Here is a 24,237-nt window from a genome sequence, read left to right as displayed (position 1 = left end):
TGTGATAATTAAACTATCCGTGAAACTTTTTCATACGCTATTCATTCTGGGATGTATAAGCGCTATTACCTATATTATCGTGAAACCTACATACCGATAATCACACAACCTGTCACAGATTTTGCTTTATCTTGTGCTTGCACCGCTGCATCACGGTTTGCGAATGGTCCTACTCGAACTCGATTCCACTCGCCATTCACCATCACCTGCGCATTAATACCAGACATGACTAAACGACCTTGTAAGTTTTCTGCTTGTGCACGATTTTTAAACGCACCACATTGTAAACCAAAACGTTTACCACCGGTTGTAGCCGTGGTATTTGTTGGTTGAGTTTCCTCGGTTTTGGTTTCAACTTTTTTTGCCGTCTCAATTTTCACCGTTTCCGGCTTTTTCACAGGCTCAGACTTCTTCACAATTTCAGGCGCTTTCTTCACCTCTTGTTTTGGTAGGTCAGCCTTCACTGTTTCCACAGCCCTTTGGGCTTTTTCAGCCTCTTCGGCTTTACGTTTTTCCGCCAATCTGCGTGCTTCTTCTGCCGCTTTTTGTTCTTTTTCCATTTGAATCAGTACTTGGCGCTGTTCTTCCGTTAGGCGCATATTTTTTTCTACACTGGCGGGCTTATCATCCACCGGTACAGTACGGGTTTCTAACGCCTTAATGTAACTCCACACTTCTTCCGGTCGATTAGGTAATACGCTTTTCGGCTGTGTTTTTTCAGGCTGGGTTACCACGGTTGAAACCGGCTCAGGCGTTTTGCTCTTTAAAAAATAAAGTCCGACACCAAAGCCAATCAATACTGCTAAAGCAATACCAATTAATACATTTTTATTTGTTGTCTTCTTTTTCTTATTTGAACCGCGACGAGCGGCAAAATCTCGATGTGCCACAATAAAATCCTAAACATTAAATGATTTCTAAAAATTTTGTAAAACTCGCCAAGTTTACTGAAAAATATTGTGATTTTCTAGCTTAAATCCAGAGGATCTACATCTAAAACCAACCGCACTTGGCTATTTTTTTCCAAATTTGCCTGCCGGTAATCACTTAATGCTTTTTGTAATGCTCTACGAGAGGGGTTTTGCAAAAGCAGTTGCCAACGATATTGTCCCGCTTTTTTGCTAAATGGTGCAGGCAGCGGCCCTAAAATTTGTAACCTTTCAATTTGCTTTGAATGAAAAAAATCTGCGATCCGAATTAAACATTCCTCAGCCTGCTCAGAATCGCGAGCTTGGGCTTTAAACAAGGCTTGAAAGCTAAAAGGCGGTAATCCCATGGTATGGCGTAAACGTAAGGTTTCTTCCGTAAATGCCTGATAGCCTTTCTCTAATAACGTTGTCAATAACGGATGATCCGGATAATGGGTTTGTAATACGACCTCGCCTTGTTTTTCTGCACGACCTGAGCGACCAGAGACTTGCACGTAAAGCTGCGCCAATCGTTCTTCTGCACGAAAATCCAACGAAAACAACGCACTATCCACATTTACTAAGGCAACTAACGTGACATTAGGAAAGTGATGTCCTTTTGCCAACATCTGTGTACCGATTAAAATTTGGCTTTTCCCTTTTTGAATCGCCTCTAAATAGTTTTCCAAGGCGCCTTTTCGAGATGTGCTATCTCGGTCAATACGAGCCACCGAATAAGTAGGGAACTGAGCTTTCAAGGTCTCTTCCAACTGTTCCGTACCAAGCCCTGTTGTGACTAAATGGGGCGAACCACAATCACCACATTGACGTGGGATGTTTTTTTGTGAGCCACAATGATGACAACGCAACACACGTTGATGTTGATGATAGGTATAAGGTTTTTCACAATGGGGACATTGGGCAATCCAACCACATTCGTGGCAAAGCAAAACAGGGGCAAAGCCACGACGATTGAGAAATAATAAAACCTGATTGCCTTTTTCAAGATGATTTTTCATTCTAGCCAATAACGGCTGCGATAGCCCCTGTTGCACTGGCTGATTTTTTAAATCAATAACAAATTGGCGAAGTGCGGTCGCATTGCCGGCTCTTTTTGACAAGGTCAGATGTTTATATTTACCATTTTGGACATTATTAATACTTTCCAAACTGGGTGTTGCCGATCCCATCAACATTGGAATATTCAGTTTTTGAGCAAGCACAATTGCCAAATCACGGGCATGATAACGCCACCCCTCTTGTTGTTTGAAAGAAGCATCATGTTCCTCATCCAAAATAATCGCCCCCAAATTTGCAAATTGTGTAAATAATGCAGATCGCGTCCCAATCACCACCGCACTTTGCCCTGTTTTAGCCCGTATCCACACATTGAACCTTTGGGTATCATTCAAATTGGAATGTAGAACATCAATTTCCACATTAAAACGCTTTTTAAAACGTTGAACAGTTTGTGGTGTAAGCCCTATTTCCGGTACCAACACCAGCACTTGTTTACCGGATTTCAAAATCTCTTCAATATATTGCAAATAAATTTCTGTCTTACCTGAACCCGTTACGCCATCCAGCAACCACACATTAAATTCACGCTGAAACATTAATTGGCTAAATGCTAAAGCTTGCTGTTTATTTAAAGTCAGACGATTATCACTATTTACTAAAGGATTATTGCCTAGAACAGATTGCCAACTTTTTGGTTCCTTTTGAACGGAGATTTCCTTCACAAAATGTTTGCTTTTTAATGCCGACCACACAGAGTAGCTGAAATCTCCCTCCCCTTTTTCTAAGTCCTTTTCCAACAAACATCTCAAAACTTCCGCTTGTTTTTTCGAACGCGTTAATTCACCACGCCATAGGGCGTTTTTCCCCTCATCGGTGATACGCCAAAAAGTGCGGTCATTTTTCACCGCACTTTCACCATGACGTAATTTCACCGGCAATGCTTGAAATAGCACTTCCCCCAATGGAGCTTGATAATAATTCGCTGCCCATAACAACCATTCCCAAGTGGTGGAAGAGAATAAGGAGGTTAAATCTAAAATCGCAATAATTTCCTTTAATTTATCCTTTGGTATCTCCGTGGTTTCCGGCAATTCCACCACAATCGCGACTTTTTTCTGCGTGCCGAAGGGAACAAGTACGCGCGAGCCTACAACCAATGGCATATCATCAGAAACAAGATAATCAAACAAACGGGGAAGCGGCACAGGCAGTGCAACACGGACAATTTTCATAATCACCTTCGGGAAAAAATTTGGCGTATTATACGGGAAAACGAAATGATTTCGTGTATAATCGCTGGCAATTTTACATATTCATTTTGCAATCTAAACGTTATGACACACACCTTTGCCGATCAAAAACGTAAAACCGTAGAAACGGCCGAATTTACCGAAGATGGTCGTTATAAACGTAAAGTGCGTAGTTTTGTGCTACGCACCGGGCGTTTAAGTGAATTTCAAAAAAATATGATGAACGAGCATTGGGGGAGGTTAGGCTTAGATTATCAAACCACCCCTTTTGATTTTGCAAGAATTTATGGTAATACCAATCCGGTGATTTTGGAAATCGGCTTCGGTATGGGAAAATCTTTGGTGGATATGGCGTATGCCAATCCGGATAAAAATTATCTCGGTATTGAAGTCCATACTCCGGGTGTCGGTGCTTGTATTGCTTATGCCGTAGAGAAAGGTGTGAAAAATCTTCGAGTAATCTGTCACGATGCTACTGAAATTTTACGCGATAGTATTGCGGATAATACATTGGGCGGATTACAGCTCTTTTTCCCCGATCCCTGGCATAAAGCAAAACATCATAAACGCCGTATTGTTCAGCCGCACTTTGTCGATCAAGTGGTGAAAAAACTGGGTGAACAGGGTTTTATTCACATGGCAACGGACTGGGAAAACTACGCAGAACAAATGCTAGAGGTACTCAGTACCAATACAAATTTATCCAACACATCAGAAAAGGGCGACTATATTCCCCGCCCGAGTTTTCGTCCATTAACAAAATTTGAAGCACGTGGACAACGACTAGGTCATGGTGTTTGGGACTTATTCTTTACGAAGAAATAATTTTTGATTTTATAAAGGCATCAGTGAAATTCTGATGCGCCACATTAATTCCTCGCAACAATTTAAATAGGAGAACCTCAAAATGTCTAAATCTTACAATCAACGTCAACGTAAAAAACTTCATCTTGCCGAGTTCCAAGAATTAGGTTTTTTGGTCAATTTCCAATTTGCCGAAGGCACTTCAATTGAAGCGGTGGATGAAGTTGTTGATCGTTTCATTAGCGAAGTGATCCAACCAAATGGACTCGCTTATGAAGGCAGCGGCTATTTACACTGGGAAGGTTTAGTGTGCTTAGAAAAAATGGGTAAATGTGATGAAGGCCACCGTGAAATCGTAAAAAAATGGTTGGAAAGCAACGGGTTACAACAAATCGAAATCAGTGAATTATTTGATATTTGGTGGGATTATCCGGTCTCGGAAGGTTAAATTTTTCACATCAAGAAACAGCATAACACTCTTATCTTTTTATGCTGTTTTTTCAAGATTAACAATATCAGGAATAGTCGAAAAAACGATACTCTTTGTGACCGCACTTTGAGAGCAGGGAGTAATGAAAAAGCACCTGTTTAGTCAGGTGCTTTTTTAAGGAAATTAGTTAATGATGAGTTCTGCAACAGTTACTCCAACAAGGCAAGCAACTACAACACCGATCAACCCTGGGATCATAAAGCTGTGATTGAAATAATACTTACCAATTTTTGTTGTTCCTGTTACGTCAAAGTTTACAGTTGCAATATCTGATGGATAGTTAGGGATAAAGAAGTAAGCGTAGGTTGCAGGCATTAATCCCACCAAAATTGGTGCGGGGATACCTAAACCAATACCAACGGGGAGTAACATAACAGCCGTTGCAGCTTGGCTATTAATGACCACGGATACTGCAAATAAAGCTAGAGCAAATGTCCAAGGATAGCTTTGTACCATACCTGTGATTGCGGCTTTAAATTCAGGCATAGCATACTGAAAGTAAGTATCACTCATCCAAGCGATACCATAAATGGCAATGGCTGCCACCATACCGGATTTAAAGACAACGCCGTTTGGTACAATTTGTGGATTCGTTTTCGTGGCAAGTAAAATAATCCCACCGAAGCATAGCATCATCATTTGGATGATAAGTGACATAGAAATTGGTTTATTGCCTGCAATAGTACGAATATCAGGAATCATTGCGATAGCAACAATAACGACTAAGGCTAATAAGAAAAGATAAACAGATTTCTTTGCACCTTGAGGAAGTGCTTCATTTAAGGTTGTACTCGTGGTATTTAAAATACGATCTCGCCATATAGGGTCTTCTAAACGACGTTGATATTCTGGATCTTGATCTAGCTCTTTGCCACGACGCATACTATATAAGGAAAGCGCAATAGTGCCGGCAAGAGTTGCGGGTACGGTGACACAAATAATATCTAATAAGCTAATATGTTCAAAGCCCGGCATCGCTGTAATTTTACCTAAATAGAAGACTACGGCTGCAGAAAGTGGGCTGGAGGTGATGGCTAATTGGGAGGCAACAGAAGAAGCTGCCATTGGGCGTTCAGGACGAATCTTATTTTTTAGTGCAACGTCACCAATAATTGGCATAATTGTATAAACAGAATGGCCGGTACCTAACATAAAGGTTAAAAAATACACTACTAATGGACCGAGTAAGGTGACTCGTTTAGGATTTTTACGAAGAATTCGCTCTGCGATTTGTAACATAAATTTTAAACCGCCGGCAGCTTCCAGTATGGAAGCACATGTGACTACAGCAAGAATGATGAGCATTACGTCAATTGGAGCTTTTCCTACCGGCATTCGGAATATAAATACTTCAATTGCCAATCCGATACCGGATACCACGCCTAATCCGATACCGCCAAAGCGGCTTCCTACGTAAAGCATTAATAACAAGAATAAAAATTCTAAATAAAGCATAAATACCTCAAAAAAGTTAAAAACTGCGCGAATCATACCACTTTTGAGGAATAAGGCTAGAAGATGTTTGTCATTTTACGGGGGATTTTTATACTAAATTTAATTTGGCTTCTAGCTTGTAAGAATAATGTTAGAAAACGGTTTCATTTTTGGGATGAATGTAGTAATGAATAAAAAACATTCAATATTTTTGTTTGGTATTAAATAATATGAACGCTAATTTTGTTCTTAATGATGAATTTCTTTTTATTGAGAATTTCCAAATTTGATATGGATCAATTTATAAAAATATAATTTATAAAGGTTATTTCCCTGTTTATATCAAAAATGTGATCGAGATAACGTTTTTGATGTTTTTTATCCTTATGATTAGTAGTAAAATACTGATGTATCTTGAGTTATCTACTTTATAACCTATTGTTTTGTGAAATGTGCAAAAGGATTTGTTGTGTGTGGATATTCAGTGTTTGCTTAGTCCGGTTATTTTAGCGGGATTAAGTTTGGGGTGGTTATTTAAGGGTGACCTTTATTAATCATAGTGAATGACTTGTAATTTTTACAAGAGGTTGAGATGTTAGACGTTGTTGAACTTTCTCGCTTGCAGTTTGCCTTGACTGCGTTATATCACTTCATTTTTGTCCCTTTAACATTAGGTTTGACTTTCGTATTGGTAATTATGGAAACCACCTATGTTGTAACTGGCAAAGAAGTCTATAAAGATATGACAAAATTCTGGGGTAAGTTATTTGGTATTAACTTTGCCCTTGGGGTGACTACCGGTATCATTATGGAATTCCAATTTGGTACTAACTGGTCTTACTATTCTCATTATGTAGGTGATATTTTCGGTGCGCCATTGGCGATTGAAGCATTGCTTGCATTCTTCTTAGAATCAACATTTGTTGGTTTATTCTTCTTTGGCTGGGATCGTTTATCTAAAGGTAAACACTTACTAGCTACATACTGTGTTGCCTTTGGTTCGAACCTTTCTGCAATGTGGATTCTTGTTGCAAATGGTTGGATGCAGAATCCTGTTGCATCGGAATTCAATTTTGAAACTGTGCGTATGGAAATGACAAGCTTTATGGATTTATGGCTAAATCCGGTTGCTCAAAGTAAATTCTTACATACGCTTTCTGCCGGTTATGTAACGGGTTCGTTCTTTGTATTAGGGATTAGTGCATACTATCTATTAAAAGGTCGTGATCTTGGATTTGCAAAACGTTCCTTCTCGATTGCAGCAACCTTTGGTTTTATTGCAGCTATCTCGGTATTAATTCTCGGTGATGAATCAGGTTATGATATTGGTAAAGCACAACCGGTAAAATTAGCAGCGATGGAAGCTGAGTTTGAAACTCAGCCTGCACCGGCTGCGTTTCATATCGCTGCGATACCTAACACAGCTGAAATGAAAAATGATTTCGAAATTAGTGTACCAATGATTGGCGGTATTGTTGCAACCCGTTCTTTTGATAAAGAAATCACAGGTTTAAAAGAACTCCAAGCTTTAAATGAGCAAAGAGTACGCAGTGGTATCGTAGCTTATGATCTTTTCACTCAATTAAAAGCAGAGAAAAAAGCATCGGGTCAAGTGAATCCAGAAACGAGAGCAAAATTTGAAGAAGTGAAAAAAGATCTTGGATTTGGTTTATTGCTAAAACGCTATACCGATAAAGTAGTGGATGCGACAGAAGAACAAATTAAACAGGCTGCACGCGATACTATTCCAAACGTAGGCCCTAACTTTTGGGCATTCCGTGTAATGCTTGCTGTTGGTGGTTTACTTGCCTTATTAGCATTCGGTGCTTTTGTTCAAAATCTACGTAATAAGGTGACTCAAAGTCCATTATTATTAAAAGCATTAGTATGGAGTTTACCTCTACCTTGGATTGCCATTGAATGTGGCTGGTTTTTAGCAGAGTATGGTCGTCAGCCATGGGCAATTTATGAAGTGTTACCGGTGGGCGTATCTGCTTCAAATTTAGGAGTTGGTGATCTTTGGTTCTCTATTGGTTTGATCTGTGCACTTTATATGGCGTTTATCATTGTAGAGATGTATTTAATGTTTAAATATGCACGTTTGGGCCCGAGTGCATTGAAAACCGGCAAATACTACTTTGAACAATCATCTAAATAAGCAGGAGACGAATTATGATTGATTATGAATTTCTACGTTTTATTTGGTGGGTGTTAGTTGTTGTATTATTGATCGGTTTCTCTGTAACTGATGGATTTGATATGGGCGTAACCGCACTTTTACCTGTTGCCGGTAAAAAAGAAGTGGAACGCCGTATTATGATAAACTCAATTGCCCCTCACTGGGATGGTAACCAAGTTTGGTTATTAACAGCTGGTGGTGCGGTGTTCGCGGCATGGCCAATTGTCTATGCGGTATCATTCTCTGGTTTCTATATTGCACTCGTGTTGGTGCTAGCTGCACTTTTCTTCCGTCCAATCGGGTTTGAATATCGTGCAAAAATTGATAACCCGACATGGCGTACAGTATGGGATTGGGGCTTGTTTGCCGGAGGTTTTGTCCCAGCGTTAGTTTTCGGTGTGGCATTTGGTAACTTACTACAAGGTGTTCCATTTGAATTTAACGAAATCGCACAGGTAACTTATACCGGTTCGTTCTTTGCATTATTAAATCCATTTGCCTTGCTATGCGGTGTGATTAGCTTAGCAATGCTTGTAACACACGGTGCAAATTGGCTACAAATGAAAACGACCTCAGAATTAAGAGATCGAGCTCGTGCGATAACCCAAGTTGGTGCATTTGTCACTTTAATCGCGTTTGTTCTTGCTGGAGTGTGGCTATACTTCAAAGAGGGTTATGTTGTCACCAGTACAGTTGATCACTTTGCACCATCTTCTCCTATGGGTAAAGAAGTTGCAGTTGAAACTGGAGCATGGTTCAGAAACTTTAATGATATGCCTATTTTATGGATTTTCCCTGCATTAGCCGTGGCAAGTGCATTATTGAATGTGGTTTTCTCAAAAGCGAATCGTTGTGGATTTGCATTTTTATTCTCCTCATTAACCATGGCTGGCGTGATTATCACTGCCGCAGTTTCTATGTTCCCATTTGTGATGCCTTCAAGCTCACATCCTGAACAAAGTTTGTTAATGTGGGATGCGACATCTAGCGAATTAACGCTTACTTGGATGCTTTTCTTAGCGCTAGTATTTGTGGTTATTTCCCTTGCTTATACCATTTGGTCATACATTAAAATGTTTGGTCGTTTGGATGAGCGTTTTGTGGAAGAAAACACAAACTCATTATACTAAAGGAGATATGAGATGTTATATATAATTTGGGTAGTGGGTATTTTAGCGGCAATTTTTGCAAGCGTTAAAGTCACAAAAAACAAAGAAAATTTAGGGCAATTTGACGAATAATGATTCAGTTTCTCTATCAATATGTTAACAAGGGTTCGTTTAGAACCCTTTCATTTATCTTAGCGATTATCTTGACGCTTGTCTTTCTGTTTAATTTCAATCAGTTTTCTACTCAATTAAGAACAGCTAACCCGTTCCTGGTTCTTTTCATTCTATGGGGGGTAGTTTGCGCATGGATTCACGGAATTGGCTTTGAGATTAAGCACACTTTTTGGAAAGCGATATTTTCCCCTTATTTTGGCTATTTCTCGTTTTTATCCTTAATAGTTTTACATTATTCATAAATTCGATCTTGCCTATTTGAAAGTACTTGCGAATAGTAGGATCTGACTCTAAAATACGCAACCTTAGGTTGTTGAATAAGGAAAATCGTGTGGATTCAAGGATCTTTCGTTTCCCAGTTCGGGTGTATTATGAAGATACAGATGCAGGTGGAGTGGTTTATCACGCACGTTACCTGCATTTTTTTGAACGTGCAAGGACAGAGTATCTAAGAAAGCAGAATTTTTCTCAACAAATATTATTACAGGAACAACAAGCAGCGTTCGTTGTCAAATCAATGGCAATTGACTATTGCATTCCGGCAAAATTGGATGATTATCTTATTGTTGAAACAGAAGTCACCGTAATAAAAGGGGCTACAATCCTTTTTGAGCAGCGACTAGTACGAGAGACAATAATTCTATCGAAGGCTACTGTAAAAGTAGCCTATGTTGATCTTGGAAAAATGAAACCGGTGGCAATTCCAACCGAAATAAAATCCGCCTTTTCAAACAATATAACTTTCTCGGAGTAGGTGATGACCGCAGAATTAAATTTTTTAGATCTTTTTCTAAAAGCAAGTATCGTTGTACAGCTTGTCATTGTGATTTTGATTTTATTTTCTATTACATCTTGGGCAATTATTATTCAACGTAGCCGTATATTGGGAAATGCTTTAAAGGAAGCCAATGCTTTTGAAGATAGATTTTGGTCTGGTGAAGATCTCAATAAATTGTATGAAGGCTTATCTAATCGTCGCGATTTATTAACCGGCAGCGAACAAATTTTCTTTGTTGGGTTTAAAGAGTTTTCACGTTTAAAGCAAGTGAATGCAGATGCACCTGAAGCCATTATTAAAGGAACAACCCGAGCAATGAATTTAGCGATGAATCGCGAAGTTGAAACGCTTGAAAGTCGCGTTCCATTTTTGGCAACCGTTGCTTCTGTAAGCCCTTATATCGGTTTGTTTGGGACCGTATGGGGTATCATGCACGCATTTATGGCATTAAGTGGTGCAAAACAAGCGACTTTACAAATGGTTGCACCGGGGATCGCAGAAGCTTTAATTGCGACAGCAATCGGTTTATTTGCTGCAATCCCTGCTGTTATGGCATATAACCGTTTAAGTTTACGTGTGAATGCGATTGAACAAAATTATGGTAACTTTATTGATGAATTTACCACGATTTTACATCGCCAAGCCTTTGGTAAAGTGCCTAATTCCTATTAAAATAATAGGGAAATCAACCGTACTTTAGGAAAGTGTGGTCATTTTTAGCAAAATTTTAGAGGAAAATATGGCTCGTCGTCCACGTAAAGAGATCAAATCTGAAATTAATATTGTTCCGTTCTTGGATGTATTGCTTGTACTTGTGCTAATTTTCATGGCAACAGCCCCTATCATTAGTCAAAGTGTGCAAGTTGAACTTCCGGATTCGGTTCAAAGTCAAAATGTATCAAATGAAGATAAAATGCCTGTTATTTTGGAAGTTTCCGGCATAGGTCAGTATGCCCTTTCTATTGCTGGAAACCGTCAAGAAGGATTGACAGAAGAAATGGTAACACAACTATCAAAACAAGAATTTGATAAAGATAATAATACGATGTTTCTTGTTGGAGGAGCAAAAGAAGTGCCTTATGAGGAAGTCATTAAAGCGTTGAATTTACTTCATTTGGCAGGTATTAAATCTGTTGGTTTAATGACAAATCCAATTTAATCGAGTAGGTAAAACGTGCAGAATAATCGACAAAAAAAAGGAGCGAATGCGTTTGTCATTTCGATTCTTATGCACCTTGCTTTATTTGGGCTGTTGATTTGGAGTTCTTTCTATCGAACTGTTGAAATTATGGGCGGTGGTGAAGGTGATGGCGAAGCGCTAGGTGCAGTCATGGTTGATACCGGTAATGCTGCGCAAGAATGGGGACGTATCCAACAACAGAAAAAAGGCCAAGCCGATAAACAAAAAAAGTCTGAGGCTGTTGTTGAAGAAAAACCGACGGTAGAACAAGAAGACATTCGTCAACAAGAAATTGTTAAACAAGAAGAGCTAAAACGCCAACAGGAAATTCAGCGTCAAAGAGAAATTGAGCGTCAGAAACAAGAAGCAGCGGAAAAACAAAAACAGCTAGAAATAGCCCGTCAGGAAACTTTAAAAAAACAGGCAGAAGAGGCTAAGGCAAAACAGATGGCAGAAGCCGCCAAGTTAAAAGCAGAAGCAGAGGCCAAACGTTTAGCGGCGGCGGCAAAACAGGCGGAAGAAGCGAAAGCAAAAGCCGAGAAGGCAGCGGTAGAAAGAGCAAAAAAACAGGCTGAAGAAAAAGCCAAAAAACAAGCAGAAGAAAAACAAAAAGCCGAATTAGAAGCGAAATCGAAGGCGGCAGCTGAGGCAAAAGCAGAAGCAGAGGCGAAAGCTAAAGCTGATGCGGAAGCTAAGGCGAAGGCCGCAGCGGAAGTTAAAGCGAAAGCGACAGCTGAAGCTGCAGCAAGACGGAAGGCCGATCAGGCTGCTTTAGATGATTTTATGAATGGCGGTAATATTGGTGGCGGTAGTGCTTCTAAAGGCGGTAATGCCAATAAAGGGGGGGCGCAAGGCAGGGGGGCTGGATTAGGCGCCGGTGACGGAGGCAAAGTGGGTGATCAGTATGCTGGAGTAGTTAAACGGGAAATCACACGCCGTTTCTTAGTAGAACCTAGTTTTGCCGGTAAAGTTTGCCGTATTCAAATTCAATTGGGACGGGATGGAACGATTTTAGGCTATCAAAAAATATCGGGTCCGGAAGATATTTGTACAGCGGCATTAAGTGCGGTGGCAAGAACGAAAAAAGTGCCTGCCCCACCCTCTGATGCCGTATACAATAGGTTCAAAACATTCCCTATTGATTTTGACCGTAGATAATTTATAACGTGTTTAATCTATTTACTCAAGGGTAAAACAAAATGAAATTAATTAAAAAGCTTTTAGGCGCGTTTGCAATCGTTCTTGCTTTCGTAGGTAATGCTGTCGCAGAAGATGAAGTTCGTATTGTGATTGATGAAGGTGTTGATGGTGCCCGTCCAATTGCAGTCGTGCCATTTGCAGGATCCGCGCCTGAAGATATTGGTAAAATTGTTGCGGATGATTTACGTAATAGTGGTAAATTTAATCCGATTCCCGTGGCTCAAATGCCTCAAAAACCGACTTCTGTGTCTGAAGTCAATCCGGAAGCTTGGAGTGCTTTAGGTATTGATGCTGTTGTTGTAGGACAAGTAACAGCGACCGGTAGTGGTTATAATATTTCTTATCAGCTTGTTGATACGGTTGGGGCATCTGGTAATGCGGGTTCAATACTTGCCCAAAACAGCTATACTGTGACAAATAAGTGGCTACGTTATGGTGCACATACTGTTAGTGATGAAGTGTTTGAGAAATTGACTGCTATTCGTGGGGCTTTCAGGACACGTATTGCCTACGTGGTGCAAAAAAATGGTGGCTCACAACCCTACGAGGTTCGTGTAGCTGACTATGATGGGTATAATCAGTTTGTTGTAAATCGCAGTTCACAACCTATTATGTCTCCTGCTTGGTCACCTGATGGTAAACGTCTAGCCTATGTTTCTTTCGAAAATAAGAAATCACAATTAGTCGTACAAGATTTGGGTTCTGGTGCTCGTAAAGTGGTTGCTTCATTTCCTGGACATAATGGTGCGCCTGCGTTCTCTCCTGATGGATCTCGCTTAGCTTTTGCTTCGTCACAAGATGGCGCATTGAATATTTATGTGATGAGTTCAAATGGGGGGGCAGCAACTCAGTTAACACGAGGGGTAGGAAATAATACTGAACCTTCATGGTCACCGGATGGGAACTCTATTTTATTCACTTCTGATAGAAGTGGTTCACCTCAAGTATATCGCATGAGTGCAAATGGTGGTGGAGCAACGCCTGTAGGTGGTCGGGGTAGTGCTCAAATCAGCGCTGATGGCAAAACACTTGTTATGATTAATGGTAATAACAATGTTGTTAAACAGGATCTTACAACAGGTGCTTCTGAGGTTTTAAGTACATCTTTCTTAGGAGAAAGTCCAAGTATCTCTCCTAATGGTATTATGATTATTTATAGTTCTACCCAAGGATTAGGAAAGGTGCTACAATTAGTTTCTGCAGATGGTCGCTTTAAAGCGAGTCTTCCAGGAAGTAATGGCCAAGTGAAATTTCCAGCTTGGTCGCCATATTTAACTAAATAAAAATGTAATTAGGAGAATCTAATGAACAAATTTGTTAAATCATTATTAGTTGCAGGTTCTGTAGCTGCATTAGCAGCATGTAGCTCTTCTAACAATGATGCAGCTGGTAACGGCGCAACAAGTGGTCAAACTTTCGGTGGTTACTCTGTTGAAGATCTTCAACAACGTTACAACACCGTGTATTTCGGTTTTGACAAATACAATATTGAAGGTGAATACGTTCAAATCTTAGATGCTCACGCAGCATACTTAAATGCAACACCTGCATCAAAAGTGGTTGTTGAAGGTAATACTGACGAACGTGGTACACCTGAGTACAACATTGCTTTAGGCCAACGTCGTGCAGATGCAGTTAAATCTTTCTTAGCTGGTAAAGGTGTGGAAGGTAGTAAAGTTTCAACCGTTTCTTATGGCGAAGAAAAACCAGCTGTTTTAGGTCATGATGAAGCTGCGTATTCTAAAAACCGTCGTGCAGTATTAGCATACTAATTGTTAAAGAAATTTTTATTTCAAAAGGCAGAAATTCAGATCTTCTGCCTTTAGTTTTTTGTTCATATACCCAACAAATTGTTGCTTGTTTAATCCAATAAGTATTAAAAGCTAAAAAAATTCTTGCATTGAAAAATAAAATCAGTAACATTACAGAAAATAATCAGTGACCTAGGGTCGTTAGCTCAGTCGGTAGAGCAGCGGACTTTTAATCCGTTGGTCGAAGGTTCGAATCCTTCACGACCCACCATTTGTCCAATTTATACTTAAAGTTTTTCTTAGTTTTCTAATATTACTCATCTAGTCTAAAAGCTAGTCTTTGCGTTCTCTCATTTATAGTTGTCCACTTTATTGATAAGTAATCTTTATCATTAAGATAAGAAAATTCTGACCTAAATTAAAGGTTATTGTGATAGAATATCCCTCATATTTAGTCAGATAATAAAGTATTATGCTTGATAATGTCCGTATTGTTCTCATCGAAACTTCACACAGTGGAAATATTGGTTCTGCGGCAAGAGCGATGAAGACTATGGGACTTTCTCAACTATGTCTTGTTGCGCCTAAGGCAATTGATGAACAAGCTCTTGCACTTGCGGCAGGAGCGGAAGATATTGTCAATAATGCACATATTGTTTCTACGTTTAATGAGGCGGTTTCTGATTGCTCTTTAGTGGTAGGTACAAGTGCACGTTTACGTCATCTACAGAGCACATTGATCGAGCCTAGAGAGTGTGCGAAAAAAGTTGCACAACATCAAGGAAATGTTGCTATCGTTTTTGGACGAGAACGTGTGGGCTTGCATAATGATGAATTACTTAAGTGTCATTATCATTTAACGATTCCGGCTAATCCTAACTATTCCTCGTTAAATTTGGCCATGGCGGTTCAACTTGTCTGCTATGAATTACGTATGGTACAGCGAATAGAACAAAGGTATTCTGATATCAGTTCTGACAGCCAATATGCAACAGCACAGGATATGGAATATTTTTTCAAGCATACCGAGCAACTATATCAAGATCTTGGGTTTATTCAAAACCAAGGTGTGATGCAAAAGTTAAGACGTTTATATAATCGTATCAATATAGAACAGAACGAATTAAATATTTTACGTGGCATGTTAAGTGCGGTTGAGAAACGAGTAAATTTACCTAAAATAAATAGTTGATTAGTTTAGTCGGATATGTAAAGATTATCAGGATTTTTTAAGGAAACTTTATGAAACTTACCTCAAAGGGACGTTATGCTGTGACGGCTGTTTTGGATATAGCATTAAATTCTAGCGTTGGTCCTGTAAACCTTGCTGATATTTCTGAACGTCAAAATATTTCACTATCTTATTTAGAGCAGCTTTTTGCTAAGTTACGCCGTGGAGGATTGGTAAAAAGTGTCCGTGGACCTGGTGGGGGGTACCAACTTGGTTTAGCAAGCGAACAAATTTCTGTCGGCATGATTATTTCTGCAGTGAATGAGAATATTCATGTTACAAAATGTTTGGGAGGAGGAAATTGCCAACAAGGTACGGAATGTTTAACTCATACCCTTTGGGAAGAATTAAGTAATCGTATTGAAAGCTTTTTGAATGACATTACCCTGGCAGAGCTTGTAAATAAGCATGTTAAGGCTCATTCTCATCGCACTGAAAATTTAATATTAGTCAATCAATAGGAAAGTAGCCGTTTATTTTAAGGCGGTCAAATTTAGAATGATTTTAGGAGTGAAAATGAAATTACCTATTTATTTGGATTATGCAGCAACCTGTCCGGTAGATGAACGAGTTGCTAAAAAAATGATGGAGTTTTTAACCATTGATGGCACGTTCGGAAATCCGGCTTCACGCTCTCATAAGTTTGGTTGGCAAGCGGAAGAGGCAGTAGATATTGCACGTAACCAAATTGCTGATTTAATCGGAGCGGATTCTCGTGAAATTGTATTCACATCTGGTGCAACAGAATCTGATAACTTGGCGATTAAAGGTGCTGCGCATTTTTATCAAACCAAAGGTAAACATATTATTACCTGCAAAACCGAACATAAAGCGGTACTAGATACTTGTCGTCAATTAGAACGTGAGGGTTTTGAGGTAACTTATTTATCGCCGGAATCTGATGGTCTCATTGATTTAGAAAAATTCAAAGCAGCACTTCGTCCTGATACGATTTTAGTGTCTATTATGCACGCAAATAATGAAATTGGTGTGTTGCAAGATATTAAAGCGATAGGCGATCTTTGCCGTGAAAATAAAACTCTTTTCCATGTTGATGCAACCCAAAGTGTGGGGAAAGTCGCAATTAATCTTTCCGAATTGCCGGTAGATTTAATGTCAATGTCTAGTCATAAGCTTTATGGACCTAAAGGTATTGGGGCATTGTATGTACGCCGTAAACCACGTGTGCGTTTAGAAGCGATTATTCATGGTGGTGGTCATGAGCGTGGTATGCGTTCCGGTACGTTACCCGTTCACCAAATTGTGGGTATGGGTGAAGCTTATCGTATTGCAAAAGAAGAAATGGCAACAGAAATGCCTCGTTTGAAAGCGCTTCGTGACCGTTTATATAACGGTTTGAAAGATATTGAAGAAACCTATGTTAATGGTTCTATGGAACATCGTCTTGATAATAATTTAAACATTAGTTTTAATTATGTAGAAGGTGAATCACTAATGATGGCATTACGTGATATTGCGGTCTCATCCGGCTCTGCTTGTACTTCTGCAAGCCTTGAACCATCTTATGTATTGAGAGCATTAGGCTTGAATGATGAACTAGCACATAGCTCAATTCGTTTCACTCTGGGACGTTATACAACCGAAGAAGAAATTGATTACACCATTAATTTGATGAAAGGTGCGGTTGAAAAATTGCGTGCTTTATCTCCATTATGGGATATGTTCAAAGAAGGGGTTGACCTCAACACCATTGAGTGGTCTGCTCACTAAGGTTTCATTTGCCGTTGATGATAGTATAAAACGGCATTTATTATTGATTTGAAAAAGGAAAGTTAATATGGCTTATAGCGAAAAAGTAATTGACCATTATGAAAACCCACGCAATGTGGGGTCAATGGATAAAAAAGACAGCACGGTTGGCACGGGAATGGTTGGTGCCCCGGCTTGTGGTGATGTGATGCAACTACAAATTAAGGTGAATGAAAATGGTATCATCGAAGATGCGAAATTTAAAACCTACGGTTGTGGTTCTGCGATTGCATCAAGCTCATTGATTACTGAATGGGTGAAAGGCAAATCTTTAGAGGAAGCCGGAGCCATTAAAAACAGCCAAATTGCGGAAGAATTAGAACTGCCGCCGGTGAAAGTTCACTGTTCAATTTTAGCTGAGGATGCAATAAAAGCAGCAATTGCCGATTATAAAGCAAAGCAAGGTGAATAAATAAAAAAGTGCGGTTGATTTTAACCGCACTTTTGTTGATTTCTTGGGGGAAGAATGAGTATTACATTAACAGAAAAAGCAGCACAACGCGTAAAGGCTTTTTTGGACAACCGAGGAAAAGGTATCGGTTTGCGTTTAGGAGTTAAAACATCAGGATGTTCCGGTTTAGCCTATGTACTGGAGTTTGTGGATGTATTAAATGAGGAAGATCAAGTCTTTGAACAGCACGGTGTAAATGTGATTGTCGATCCAAAAAGTTTAGTGTATCTCAAAGGTATCGAATTGGATTATGTCAAAGAAGGCTTGAACGAGGGGTTCAAATATAACAATCCAAATGTGAAGGAATCCTGTGGCTGCGGTGAAAGTTTCCACGTTTAAGTTTGAGTTAAAAGATAATGTTAAATCCCTTTGAAATTTTTGATTTACCTGTTGATTTCCAGTTGGATACACAAGCGTTAAATAGCCGTTATCTGGAATTACAAAAGGCTTTACACCCTGATAATTTTGTTTCCGCCAGTGCCTCAGAGCAGAGAGTAGCAATGCAAAAATCAACAGAAGTGAATGATGCCTTAAAAACGTTAAAAGATCCGATTCTTCGTGCAGAAGCGATTGTTGCAATTCACCTAGGTGAACAACAAGATATTGAACAAAAGAGTACACAAGATGTGGCGTTTTTAATGCAACAGTTACAATGGCGTGAGCAGTTGGAAAATGTAGAACGCCAAAAAAATGAACAATCATTGGATGCACTGGCAGCCGAAATCCGGCAAGAAACACAGCAATTATTGACCGCACTTTCTCATAGTATCCAGACCCAACAGTGGACTCAGACCACGCAACTTTGTGATAAATTACGCTTTACACGCAAACTCAAAGAAGAAATTGAACGTGTAGAGGAACGCTTTTTTGAATGATAAAGTGCCGGTGAAAATTGACCGCACTTTTAGTGATGTAATCCTATTATGCAAACTCTCGAACAATTGATTTCCCCAGAAGCTTCTGCTTGGCCCACACTTTTAAAATGGATTGAACAGGCTCGCAATCATTGCGGAGTCATAAAGAAAGATCAGTCTAGTGCTGAACGTGAATTATTTACCATGCAAATGCCTACTTCATCCCCTATGGGCGCAGTGATTTATGAAACGGGTGGTATTCTTATTCATTATGGTTGGTTACGTATTTTAGGCTCAGGGAGTTTTCAATTACCACGGGGGCTGATGGATTGGAATTTTAGTAAATCTTTTAAAGAATCAGGGGAAAAACCGCAATATTTATTGGTGGCAGATGATGTAATTGGGGGCTATTTTGCGTTAAACGGAGGTTCTTTGGGGAATAATCTCGGTAAAGTTTACTATTTTTCGCCAAAGGATTTAGTTTGGCATAATTTGAATTTTACTTATACGGAGTTTCTAGCTTGGGCATTAAATGGCGATCTGGAAGCGTTCTACCAAGGCTTATTTTGGCAAAATTGGCACGAAGAAGTGAAACAACTTGATGGTAACCAAGTGTTTGTTTTCACTCCGGATTTAAACGAAGATAAAGCGATGACAATGGATCAACGCCAAAAACGTGAAGTGAATATTGAAACCCATTATAATGCCTGTTTCGTTAAAAAAGATAAATTTGAAATGGCTTATTCTGTGGAATAACTTATTGAAATAGAAAAGAAATATTATGGCATTATTACAGATTTCAGAACCCGGACAAACCGCAGCGCCTCATCAACATCGTTTAGCGGTAGGAATTGATTTAGGGACAACCAATTCCTTGATTGCGTCCGTAAGAAGCGGGCAAGCCCTGATTTTAAATGATGAGCAAGATCATAGCCTCGTCCCCTCCGTTGTGTATTATGGAAAAAATGGTAAACAGGTGGGGAGAGGCGCGTTTACTCAAGCATCAAGTGATCCTAAAAATACGGTAATTTCTGCCAAACGCTTAATCGGTCGGAGCTTAAGTGATGTACAGGCTCGCTATCCAACTATGCCTTATGATTTTGTGGCAAGTGAAAATGGCTTGCCATTAATTCTCACAAACCAAGGAAAAAAAAGCCCTGTGGAAGTGTCGGCTGATATTTTGGCACATTTAAACCACATCGCAGAACAGCGTCTTGGCTCAGAACTTTCAGGGGTTGTGATTACCGTCCCTGCCTATTTTGATGATGCTCAACGCCAAAGTACGAAAGATGCTGCACGTTTGGCAGGATTGAATGTATTACGCTTATTAAATGAACCTACCGCAGCGGCAGTGGCATACGGTTTAGATAGTGGCCAAGAAGGGATTATTGCCGTTTATGATTTAGGCGGTGGCACCTTTGATATTTCTATCCTGCGTTTATCCAAAGGTGTGTTTGAGGTATTAGCAACCGGTGGTGATACAGCATTGGGGGGCGATGATTTCGATCATTGCATTGCTGACTGGGTGGTCAAACAAACACAGTGCCAACCACAAAATGTCAATCAGCAACGTGAACTGTTAACCCTTGCCTGTCAAACAAAAATTGCTTTGAGCAAGACGGAAAGTGCGGTCATTTCTTGGCAAGATTTTTCCATTACAATGACACGTGATCAATTTAATGAATTAATTCATCCTCTTGTAAAACGCTCGTTACTCGCTTGTCGCCGAGCATTAAAAGATGCGAATGTGGAGGCAGATGAGATTCAAAATGTAGTGATGGTCGGTGGTTCAACACGTGTGCCTTATGTTCGTGAGCAAGTTGGCGAGTTTTTTGGTAAAACACCATTAACGTCTATTGATCCGGATAAAGTGGTTGCACTAGGTGCAGCGATTCAGGCGGATATTTTAGTTGGCAATAAAACCGATGCCAATATGTTATTGCTTGATGTCGTGCCGCTTTCACTTGGTATTGAAACTATGGGGGGATTGGTGGAAAAAATCATTCCACGCAATACCACGATCCCTGTTGCCCGAGCGCAAGAATTTACTACCTTTAAAGACGGTCAAACGGCTATGTCTGTACATATTGTGCAAGGTGAGCGTGAATTAGTGGAAGATTGCCGTTCACTGGGGCGCTTTACCCTACGTGGCATTCCGCCAATGGCAGCCGGTGCAGCGCATATTAGAGTGACCTATCAAGTGGATGCTGACGGTTTATTAAGTGTCACTGCCATGGAAAAATCTACAAAAGTGCAGGCATCTATTCAAATTAAGCCTTCTTATGGTTTAACGGATGAAGAAGTGACGGCGATGATCAAATCTTCCTTTGACCATGCACAAGAAGATTTGCAGGCTCGTGAGTTGGCGGAGCAACGTGTGGAGGCTGATCGTGTGATTGAGAGTGTGATTGTGGCATTACAGGCAGATGGTTCTGCATTGCTTAGCACTGAAGAATTTCATCATATTGAAGCAGTGTTGAAACAATTGATGGAGGTGAAACTGGGGAGTGATCGTCATGCCATTACACAAGGCATTAAAGCCTTAGATGCTGCTACACAAGAATTTGCTGCAAGGCGAATGAATGCCAGTATTAATCGAGCCTTAACCGGTAAGAATGTATCGGATATGGAAGAATTGTAAGGAAAAGTGCGGTTAAATTGAGATGATTTTTCACCGATATTATTTAACCTAAGTTGTTTTTTAAGCATTGTGATTTGAGGAAAGTATTATGCCAAAAGTGATTTTTTTACCAAATGAAGAATTTTGCCCAGAGGGTATGGTCGTGGATGCGGCTACCGGTGATAACTTATTAGACATCGCACATAATGCCGGGGTAGAGATTCACCACGCCTGCGATGGTTCTTGTGCTTGTACCACTTGTCACGTGGTTATTCGTGAGGGATTTGATTCTTTAAATGAAACCAGCGATCAAGAAGAAGATATGTTGGATAAAGCTTGGGGTTTAGAAATGGATAGCCGTCTTTCTTGCCAGTGTGTTGTGGGTGAGGAAGATTTAGTAGTGGAAATTCCAAAATATAATCTTAATCATGCTAATGAGGCGGCTCACTAATGAAATGGACGGATTCACAACGTATTGCGGAAGAATTGTATGATCGCTACCCAGATCTTGATCCTAAAACCGTACGTTTTACGGATTTACATCAGTGGATTTGTGAATTAGATGGTTTTGATGATGATCCACAGAAATCTAACGAGGCGATTCTTGAAGCGATTTTATTGAAGTGGCTTGATGAGTTTGAATAAGCGTATTTTTCAATGAGTTAATACTCTATTATTAGAGGGTAATTAAGAGATAAGGAATCTGCTCCCTAGCTTGGATAATTTCAAGCTAGGGAGCAGATTATTTTAATTCTCAAAAATTCTCTTTTATCCTGTACTTAATCAGTTAATTTTTGCACATATAGCTGATATCCGGGTAGTCCCTGAAGTACATGTACTTTTCGTTGATAAGTATTGACATAATGGTCCACCGCAGGTTTTACTAACAAATAGTGATCATCTTCAGTTGGCTTGTTTGGTGACCAAAGGTAATCATCAAATGCAATAATACCGTTGATTTTTACCAATTTGTGGGCGAGTAGAGCATCAAGTAGTACATCAGGTGCTTCGTGGGAGCCATCCACATAAATAAAATCAAAATAATTGTTATAACTATTGGCGAGTAATTCAATCATTTTAGGATGAGAGTAGCCTTTATGTTTTGTTATTGCAATTTTTGACTTGTTGAGTTTTTGACAAGCTAAATTGAGATTATGGTCAAAGCGGTTTTCAACAGAACTCATATCCCAACGTCCTATATGTTCACGCCCACCTTCCCAACTATCAATACAGTGAATTTCAATTTTACGATGAAACTCAAGTGCTTTTTCTAAGAAATGAACCGTCGAGCGCCCTTCAAAGGAACCTACTTCTAATATTTTTTGTGGTTTAAAATGGTTAAAAATTGCATTTAAAGACGGTAAATTATGGCTAAACCAGTCAGAAGAAAAGATATAATCTATTGGTTGGTTGGTTGGTTGGTTGGTTGGTTGGTTGGTTGGTTGGTTGGTTGGTTGGTTGGTTGGTTGGTTGGTTGGTTGGTTGGTTGGTTGGTTGGTTGGTCATGTTTCCTCCTAAATTATTAAGCGTCAACCATTTTATAGTATTTTTATATTTGCTATCAATCAACAAGCTTTTTAAAGAAAATCTCTCTATCTCTTTTATCTCAATCCCATCATTTGTCTGCACCGAAAAAATTTACTACACGCTGGCCGTCTTCTTCTCGAGCTAGAGGAGCAAAGAGAGATTTTTTATTCTTCAAATTAATGACTAAAATATTATTTTGAGTGAGATTTAATTGGTGTATTTTTTGATAATCAATATAAATATTGAGATAGAAAACGCCTTCGGTTTTGAATATGAGCATCGAGGTACGGAAAAAGGTATTGTAAATTGCCAATATAATAATGGCAGCCAGCAAGAATAGGGTGGTTGGTGAAATATAGCCTGATTGTGTAAAAGATTGATAAACCAAAATTATAATTAGGCCAATAAAGATCAGAGAATCAATTTTATGTTGCTTTTTTAATGGAACTTTTAATTTGGTTTGTCCCTTTCTCTTTTCTATGAGGAATTGTTCGTAAATTGCATAGGAAAAAAAGAGAAGGATTGTGAGGAATAAGATGACATTTACCATAAGTTACCTTTAAATAAAAACACTCATATTGAAAATGAGATTGGGGCAGATTATATAATTTGTGATGTTGTGCTGAAAATATACCGCTTGGTCAAGCGGTATATTTTATGAGAGCGGGTTATGCCAGAATACCTGTCCATGCACCAAAGATACCAATAGCGAAGAAACCAATGATAATCCATAATGCATTGACTCGGTTACGCAATAACCACATACAAGCAAAGGTAAGTAATAATGGTAATAACCCCGGCATTAAACTATCTAAAATGCCTTGTACAGTTGTCGTTTCTACTGTGCCGTCTTGTTTTTCTATTACGGAGACAACAAGAGGAACGTTAATGCTTGTCCATTTTTGTACTAATGCCCCCATAATAAATAAGCCAAGAATAGAAGCACCTTCGGTGAGTTTTTGTAGTAAACCACCGCTCATATCTTGTACCACATTTAAGCCTTTTTTATAACCATAAGTGACACCAAAATAACGAGTAGCCAATCGCACCAAATTAAAGAGAATAAAGAAAAGTAGCGGACCAAGAATACTACCGTTTAGAGCTAGGCCGGCCCCTAATGCGGCAAATACAGGACGTGCGGTTCCCCAATAGATAGGATCACCTACACCGGCTAAAGGCCCCATTAATCCGACTTTGATCCCATTGATTGCGGCATCATCAATTGGTTTTCCATTGGCTCTTTCTTCTTCCATTGCAATGGTTACACCTAATACTGGGGCCGCAACGAAAGGTTGAGTATTAAAAAACTCAAGGTGGCGTTTCATTGCATCCTTACGTTCTTGTGAGTGAGGATCCGGATATAAACGTTTAATAACAGGTGCCATTGAATAAGCAAAGCCTAGAGCCTGCATTCGTTCAAAATTCCAAGAACCTTGAAATAAATTAGAGCGGCGGACAACCGCATTTAAATCACTTTGTGTTACTTTTTTTACTTCTGTTGTCATAA

General features: G+C 39.5%; 28 protein-coding genes and 1 tRNA gene. 23 read left to right on the top strand and 6 right to left on the bottom strand.

The window, feature by feature from the left end; translation table 11 throughout:
- Positions 1-86 precede the first annotated feature (86 nt).
- Positions 87-890, bottom strand: coding sequence for a cell division protein FtsN (gene ftsN / locus E4T92_RS00795; protein ID WP_135093042.1), 804 nt, complete (start codon positions 888-890; stop codon positions 87-89).
- A 77-nt stretch (positions 891-967) separates the two neighbouring features.
- Positions 968-3,160: a primosomal protein N' gene (priA, locus tag E4T92_RS00790; RefSeq protein WP_135093041.1), complete on the bottom strand. Its 2,193-nt coding sequence runs from the start codon at positions 3,158-3,160 to the stop codon at positions 968-970.
- Between the two features lie 102 nt (positions 3,161-3,262).
- Here priA and trmB point away from each other — a divergent pair, with 102 nt between their 5' ends.
- Both trmB and E4T92_RS00780 read left to right on the top strand, forming a co-directional pair.
- Entirely contained in the window at positions 3,263-4,003 is a 741-nt protein-coding gene (gene trmB, locus E4T92_RS00785; RefSeq protein ID WP_135093040.1) for a tRNA (guanosine(46)-N7)-methyltransferase TrmB, read from the top strand.
- A gap of 82 nt (positions 4,004-4,085) precedes the next feature.
- Positions 4,086-4,430 carry a YggL family protein gene (locus tag E4T92_RS00780; protein WP_135093039.1) on the top strand — a complete coding sequence of 115 codons (345 nt, stop codon included), beginning with the start codon at positions 4,086-4,088 and terminating at the stop codon, positions 4,428-4,430.
- Between the two features lie 165 nt (positions 4,431-4,595).
- On the opposite strand, the gene E4T92_RS00775 is transcribed toward E4T92_RS00780, so the two are convergent.
- Entirely contained in the window at positions 4,596-5,927 is a 1,332-nt protein-coding gene (locus tag E4T92_RS00775) for an anaerobic C4-dicarboxylate transporter (protein ID WP_135093038.1), read from the bottom strand.
- A 571-nt stretch (positions 5,928-6,498) separates the two neighbouring features.
- On the opposite strand from E4T92_RS00775, the gene E4T92_RS00770 reads away from it, so the two are divergent.
- From E4T92_RS00770 to iscX, 20 genes are all read left to right on the top strand, one after another.
- A complete protein-coding gene (locus E4T92_RS00770) occupies positions 6,499-8,064 on the top strand; it encodes a cytochrome ubiquinol oxidase subunit I (protein ID WP_135093037.1) in 1,566 nt (521 codons plus the stop codon).
- A gap of 14 nt (positions 8,065-8,078) precedes the next feature.
- Positions 8,079-9,215: a cytochrome d ubiquinol oxidase subunit II gene (cydB, locus tag E4T92_RS00765; protein WP_135093036.1), complete on the top strand. Its 1,137-nt coding sequence runs from the start codon at positions 8,079-8,081 to the stop codon at positions 9,213-9,215.
- A gap of 110 nt (positions 9,216-9,325) precedes the next feature.
- Complete coding sequence (gene ybgE, locus E4T92_RS00760) at positions 9,326-9,610, top strand: cyd operon protein YbgE (RefSeq protein ID WP_135093035.1); 285 nt, start codon at positions 9,326-9,328, stop codon at positions 9,608-9,610.
- An 89-nt stretch (positions 9,611-9,699) separates the two neighbouring features.
- Entirely contained in the window at positions 9,700-10,122 is a 423-nt protein-coding gene (gene ybgC, locus E4T92_RS00755; protein ID WP_135093034.1) for a tol-pal system-associated acyl-CoA thioesterase, read from the top strand.
- A gap of 3 nt (positions 10,123-10,125) precedes the next feature.
- Positions 10,126-10,818, top strand: coding sequence for a protein TolQ (gene tolQ, locus E4T92_RS00750; RefSeq protein ID WP_135093033.1), 693 nt, complete (start codon positions 10,126-10,128; stop codon positions 10,816-10,818).
- 67 nt (positions 10,819-10,885) lie between these two features.
- Positions 10,886-11,305: a colicin uptake protein TolR gene (gene tolR, locus E4T92_RS00745; RefSeq protein WP_135093032.1), complete on the top strand. Its 420-nt coding sequence runs from the start codon at positions 10,886-10,888 to the stop codon at positions 11,303-11,305.
- A gap of 15 nt (positions 11,306-11,320) precedes the next feature.
- Entirely contained in the window at positions 11,321-12,484 is a 1,164-nt protein-coding gene (tolA, locus tag E4T92_RS00740; protein WP_135093031.1) for a cell envelope integrity protein TolA, read from the top strand.
- 41 nt (positions 12,485-12,525) lie between these two features.
- Entirely contained in the window at positions 12,526-13,809 is a 1,284-nt protein-coding gene (gene tolB / locus E4T92_RS00735) for a Tol-Pal system beta propeller repeat protein TolB (RefSeq protein ID WP_135093030.1), read from the top strand.
- Positions 13,810-13,830: 21 nt separating this feature from the next.
- The gene (gene pal / locus E4T92_RS00730) at positions 13,831-14,298 is read left to right on the top strand and encodes a peptidoglycan-associated lipoprotein Pal (RefSeq protein WP_077542840.1); all 468 of its coding nucleotides are present in this window, start codon (positions 13,831-13,833) and stop codon (positions 14,296-14,298) included.
- Between the two features lie 174 nt (positions 14,299-14,472).
- Positions 14,473-14,548: transfer RNA gene (locus E4T92_RS00725), tRNA-Lys, on the top strand.
- A gap of 201 nt (positions 14,549-14,749) precedes the next feature.
- Positions 14,750-15,469, top strand: coding sequence for a tRNA (cytosine(32)/uridine(32)-2'-O)-methyltransferase TrmJ (gene trmJ / locus E4T92_RS00720; protein ID WP_135093029.1), 720 nt, complete (start codon positions 14,750-14,752; stop codon positions 15,467-15,469).
- A gap of 50 nt (positions 15,470-15,519) precedes the next feature.
- Positions 15,520-15,969 carry a Fe-S cluster assembly transcriptional regulator IscR gene (gene iscR / locus E4T92_RS00715; RefSeq protein WP_135093028.1) on the top strand — a complete coding sequence of 150 codons (450 nt, stop codon included), beginning with the start codon at positions 15,520-15,522 and terminating at the stop codon, positions 15,967-15,969.
- A 55-nt stretch (positions 15,970-16,024) separates the two neighbouring features.
- Entirely contained in the window at positions 16,025-17,239 is a 1,215-nt protein-coding gene (locus tag E4T92_RS00710; RefSeq protein WP_077542814.1) for an IscS subfamily cysteine desulfurase, read from the top strand.
- Positions 17,240-17,306: 67 nt separating this feature from the next.
- Positions 17,307-17,690 (top strand): Fe-S cluster assembly scaffold IscU, encoded by a 384-nt coding sequence (iscU, locus tag E4T92_RS00705; protein WP_077542815.1) that lies wholly within the window; start codon positions 17,307-17,309, stop codon positions 17,688-17,690.
- Between the two features lie 54 nt (positions 17,691-17,744).
- Entirely contained in the window at positions 17,745-18,068 is a 324-nt protein-coding gene (gene iscA / locus E4T92_RS00700) for an iron-sulfur cluster assembly protein IscA (RefSeq protein WP_077542816.1), read from the top strand.
- Between the two features lie 17 nt (positions 18,069-18,085).
- Entirely contained in the window at positions 18,086-18,604 is a 519-nt protein-coding gene (hscB, locus tag E4T92_RS00695) for a Fe-S protein assembly co-chaperone HscB (protein ID WP_135093027.1), read from the top strand.
- A 48-nt stretch (positions 18,605-18,652) separates the two neighbouring features.
- Positions 18,653-19,339, top strand: coding sequence for a DUF2625 domain-containing protein (locus tag E4T92_RS00690; RefSeq protein ID WP_135093026.1), 687 nt, complete (start codon positions 18,653-18,655; stop codon positions 19,337-19,339).
- A 25-nt stretch (positions 19,340-19,364) separates the two neighbouring features.
- Positions 19,365-21,224: a Fe-S protein assembly chaperone HscA gene (gene hscA / locus E4T92_RS00685; protein ID WP_135093025.1), complete on the top strand. Its 1,860-nt coding sequence runs from the start codon at positions 19,365-19,367 to the stop codon at positions 21,222-21,224.
- A gap of 88 nt (positions 21,225-21,312) precedes the next feature.
- On the top strand, positions 21,313-21,654 hold the full coding sequence (fdx, locus tag E4T92_RS00680) for an ISC system 2Fe-2S type ferredoxin (protein ID WP_077542820.1): 342 nt from the start codon (positions 21,313-21,315) through the stop codon (positions 21,652-21,654).
- On the top strand, positions 21,654-21,848 hold the full coding sequence (iscX, locus tag E4T92_RS00675) for a Fe-S cluster assembly protein IscX (RefSeq protein WP_077542821.1): 195 nt from the start codon (positions 21,654-21,656) through the stop codon (positions 21,846-21,848). The genes fdx and iscX overlap by 1 nt, the downstream gene beginning before the upstream one ends.
- Positions 21,849-21,982: 134 nt before the next feature.
- Here iscX and E4T92_RS00670 read toward each other — a convergent pair whose 3' ends face one another.
- The gene (locus E4T92_RS00670) at positions 21,983-22,522 is read right to left on the bottom strand and encodes a class I SAM-dependent methyltransferase (protein ID WP_245232418.1); all 540 of its coding nucleotides are present in this window, start codon (positions 22,520-22,522) and stop codon (positions 21,983-21,985) included.
- 48 nt (positions 22,523-22,570) lie between these two features.
- Between E4T92_RS00670 and E4T92_RS11175 the strand changes: the two genes are divergently transcribed.
- Positions 22,571-22,729, top strand: a complete 159-nt coding sequence (locus E4T92_RS11175; RefSeq protein WP_245232412.1) for a hypothetical protein — start codon at positions 22,571-22,573, stop codon at positions 22,727-22,729.
- An 89-nt stretch (positions 22,730-22,818) separates the two neighbouring features.
- Here the strand turns inward: E4T92_RS11175 and E4T92_RS00660 are convergent, their stop codons facing one another.
- Together E4T92_RS00660 and E4T92_RS00655 are read right to left on the bottom strand one after the other, a co-directional pair.
- The gene (locus E4T92_RS00660; protein ID WP_135093023.1) at positions 22,819-23,280 is read right to left on the bottom strand and encodes a DUF986 family protein; all 462 of its coding nucleotides are present in this window, start codon (positions 23,278-23,280) and stop codon (positions 22,819-22,821) included.
- A gap of 118 nt (positions 23,281-23,398) precedes the next feature.
- Positions 23,399-24,235, bottom strand: coding sequence for a PTS mannose transporter subunit IID (locus tag E4T92_RS00655; protein ID WP_077542825.1), 837 nt, complete (start codon positions 24,233-24,235; stop codon positions 23,399-23,401).
- Positions 24,236-24,237: the final 2 nt, after the last annotated feature.

This window comes from Pasteurella sp. WM03 (genome assembly GCF_004570945.1).
Taxonomy (GTDB): domain Bacteria; phylum Pseudomonadota; class Gammaproteobacteria; order Enterobacterales; family Pasteurellaceae; genus Rodentibacter.
The sequence above is the reverse complement of the archived record's forward strand: the minus strand, read 5'-3'. Positions and strand labels throughout refer to the sequence as shown.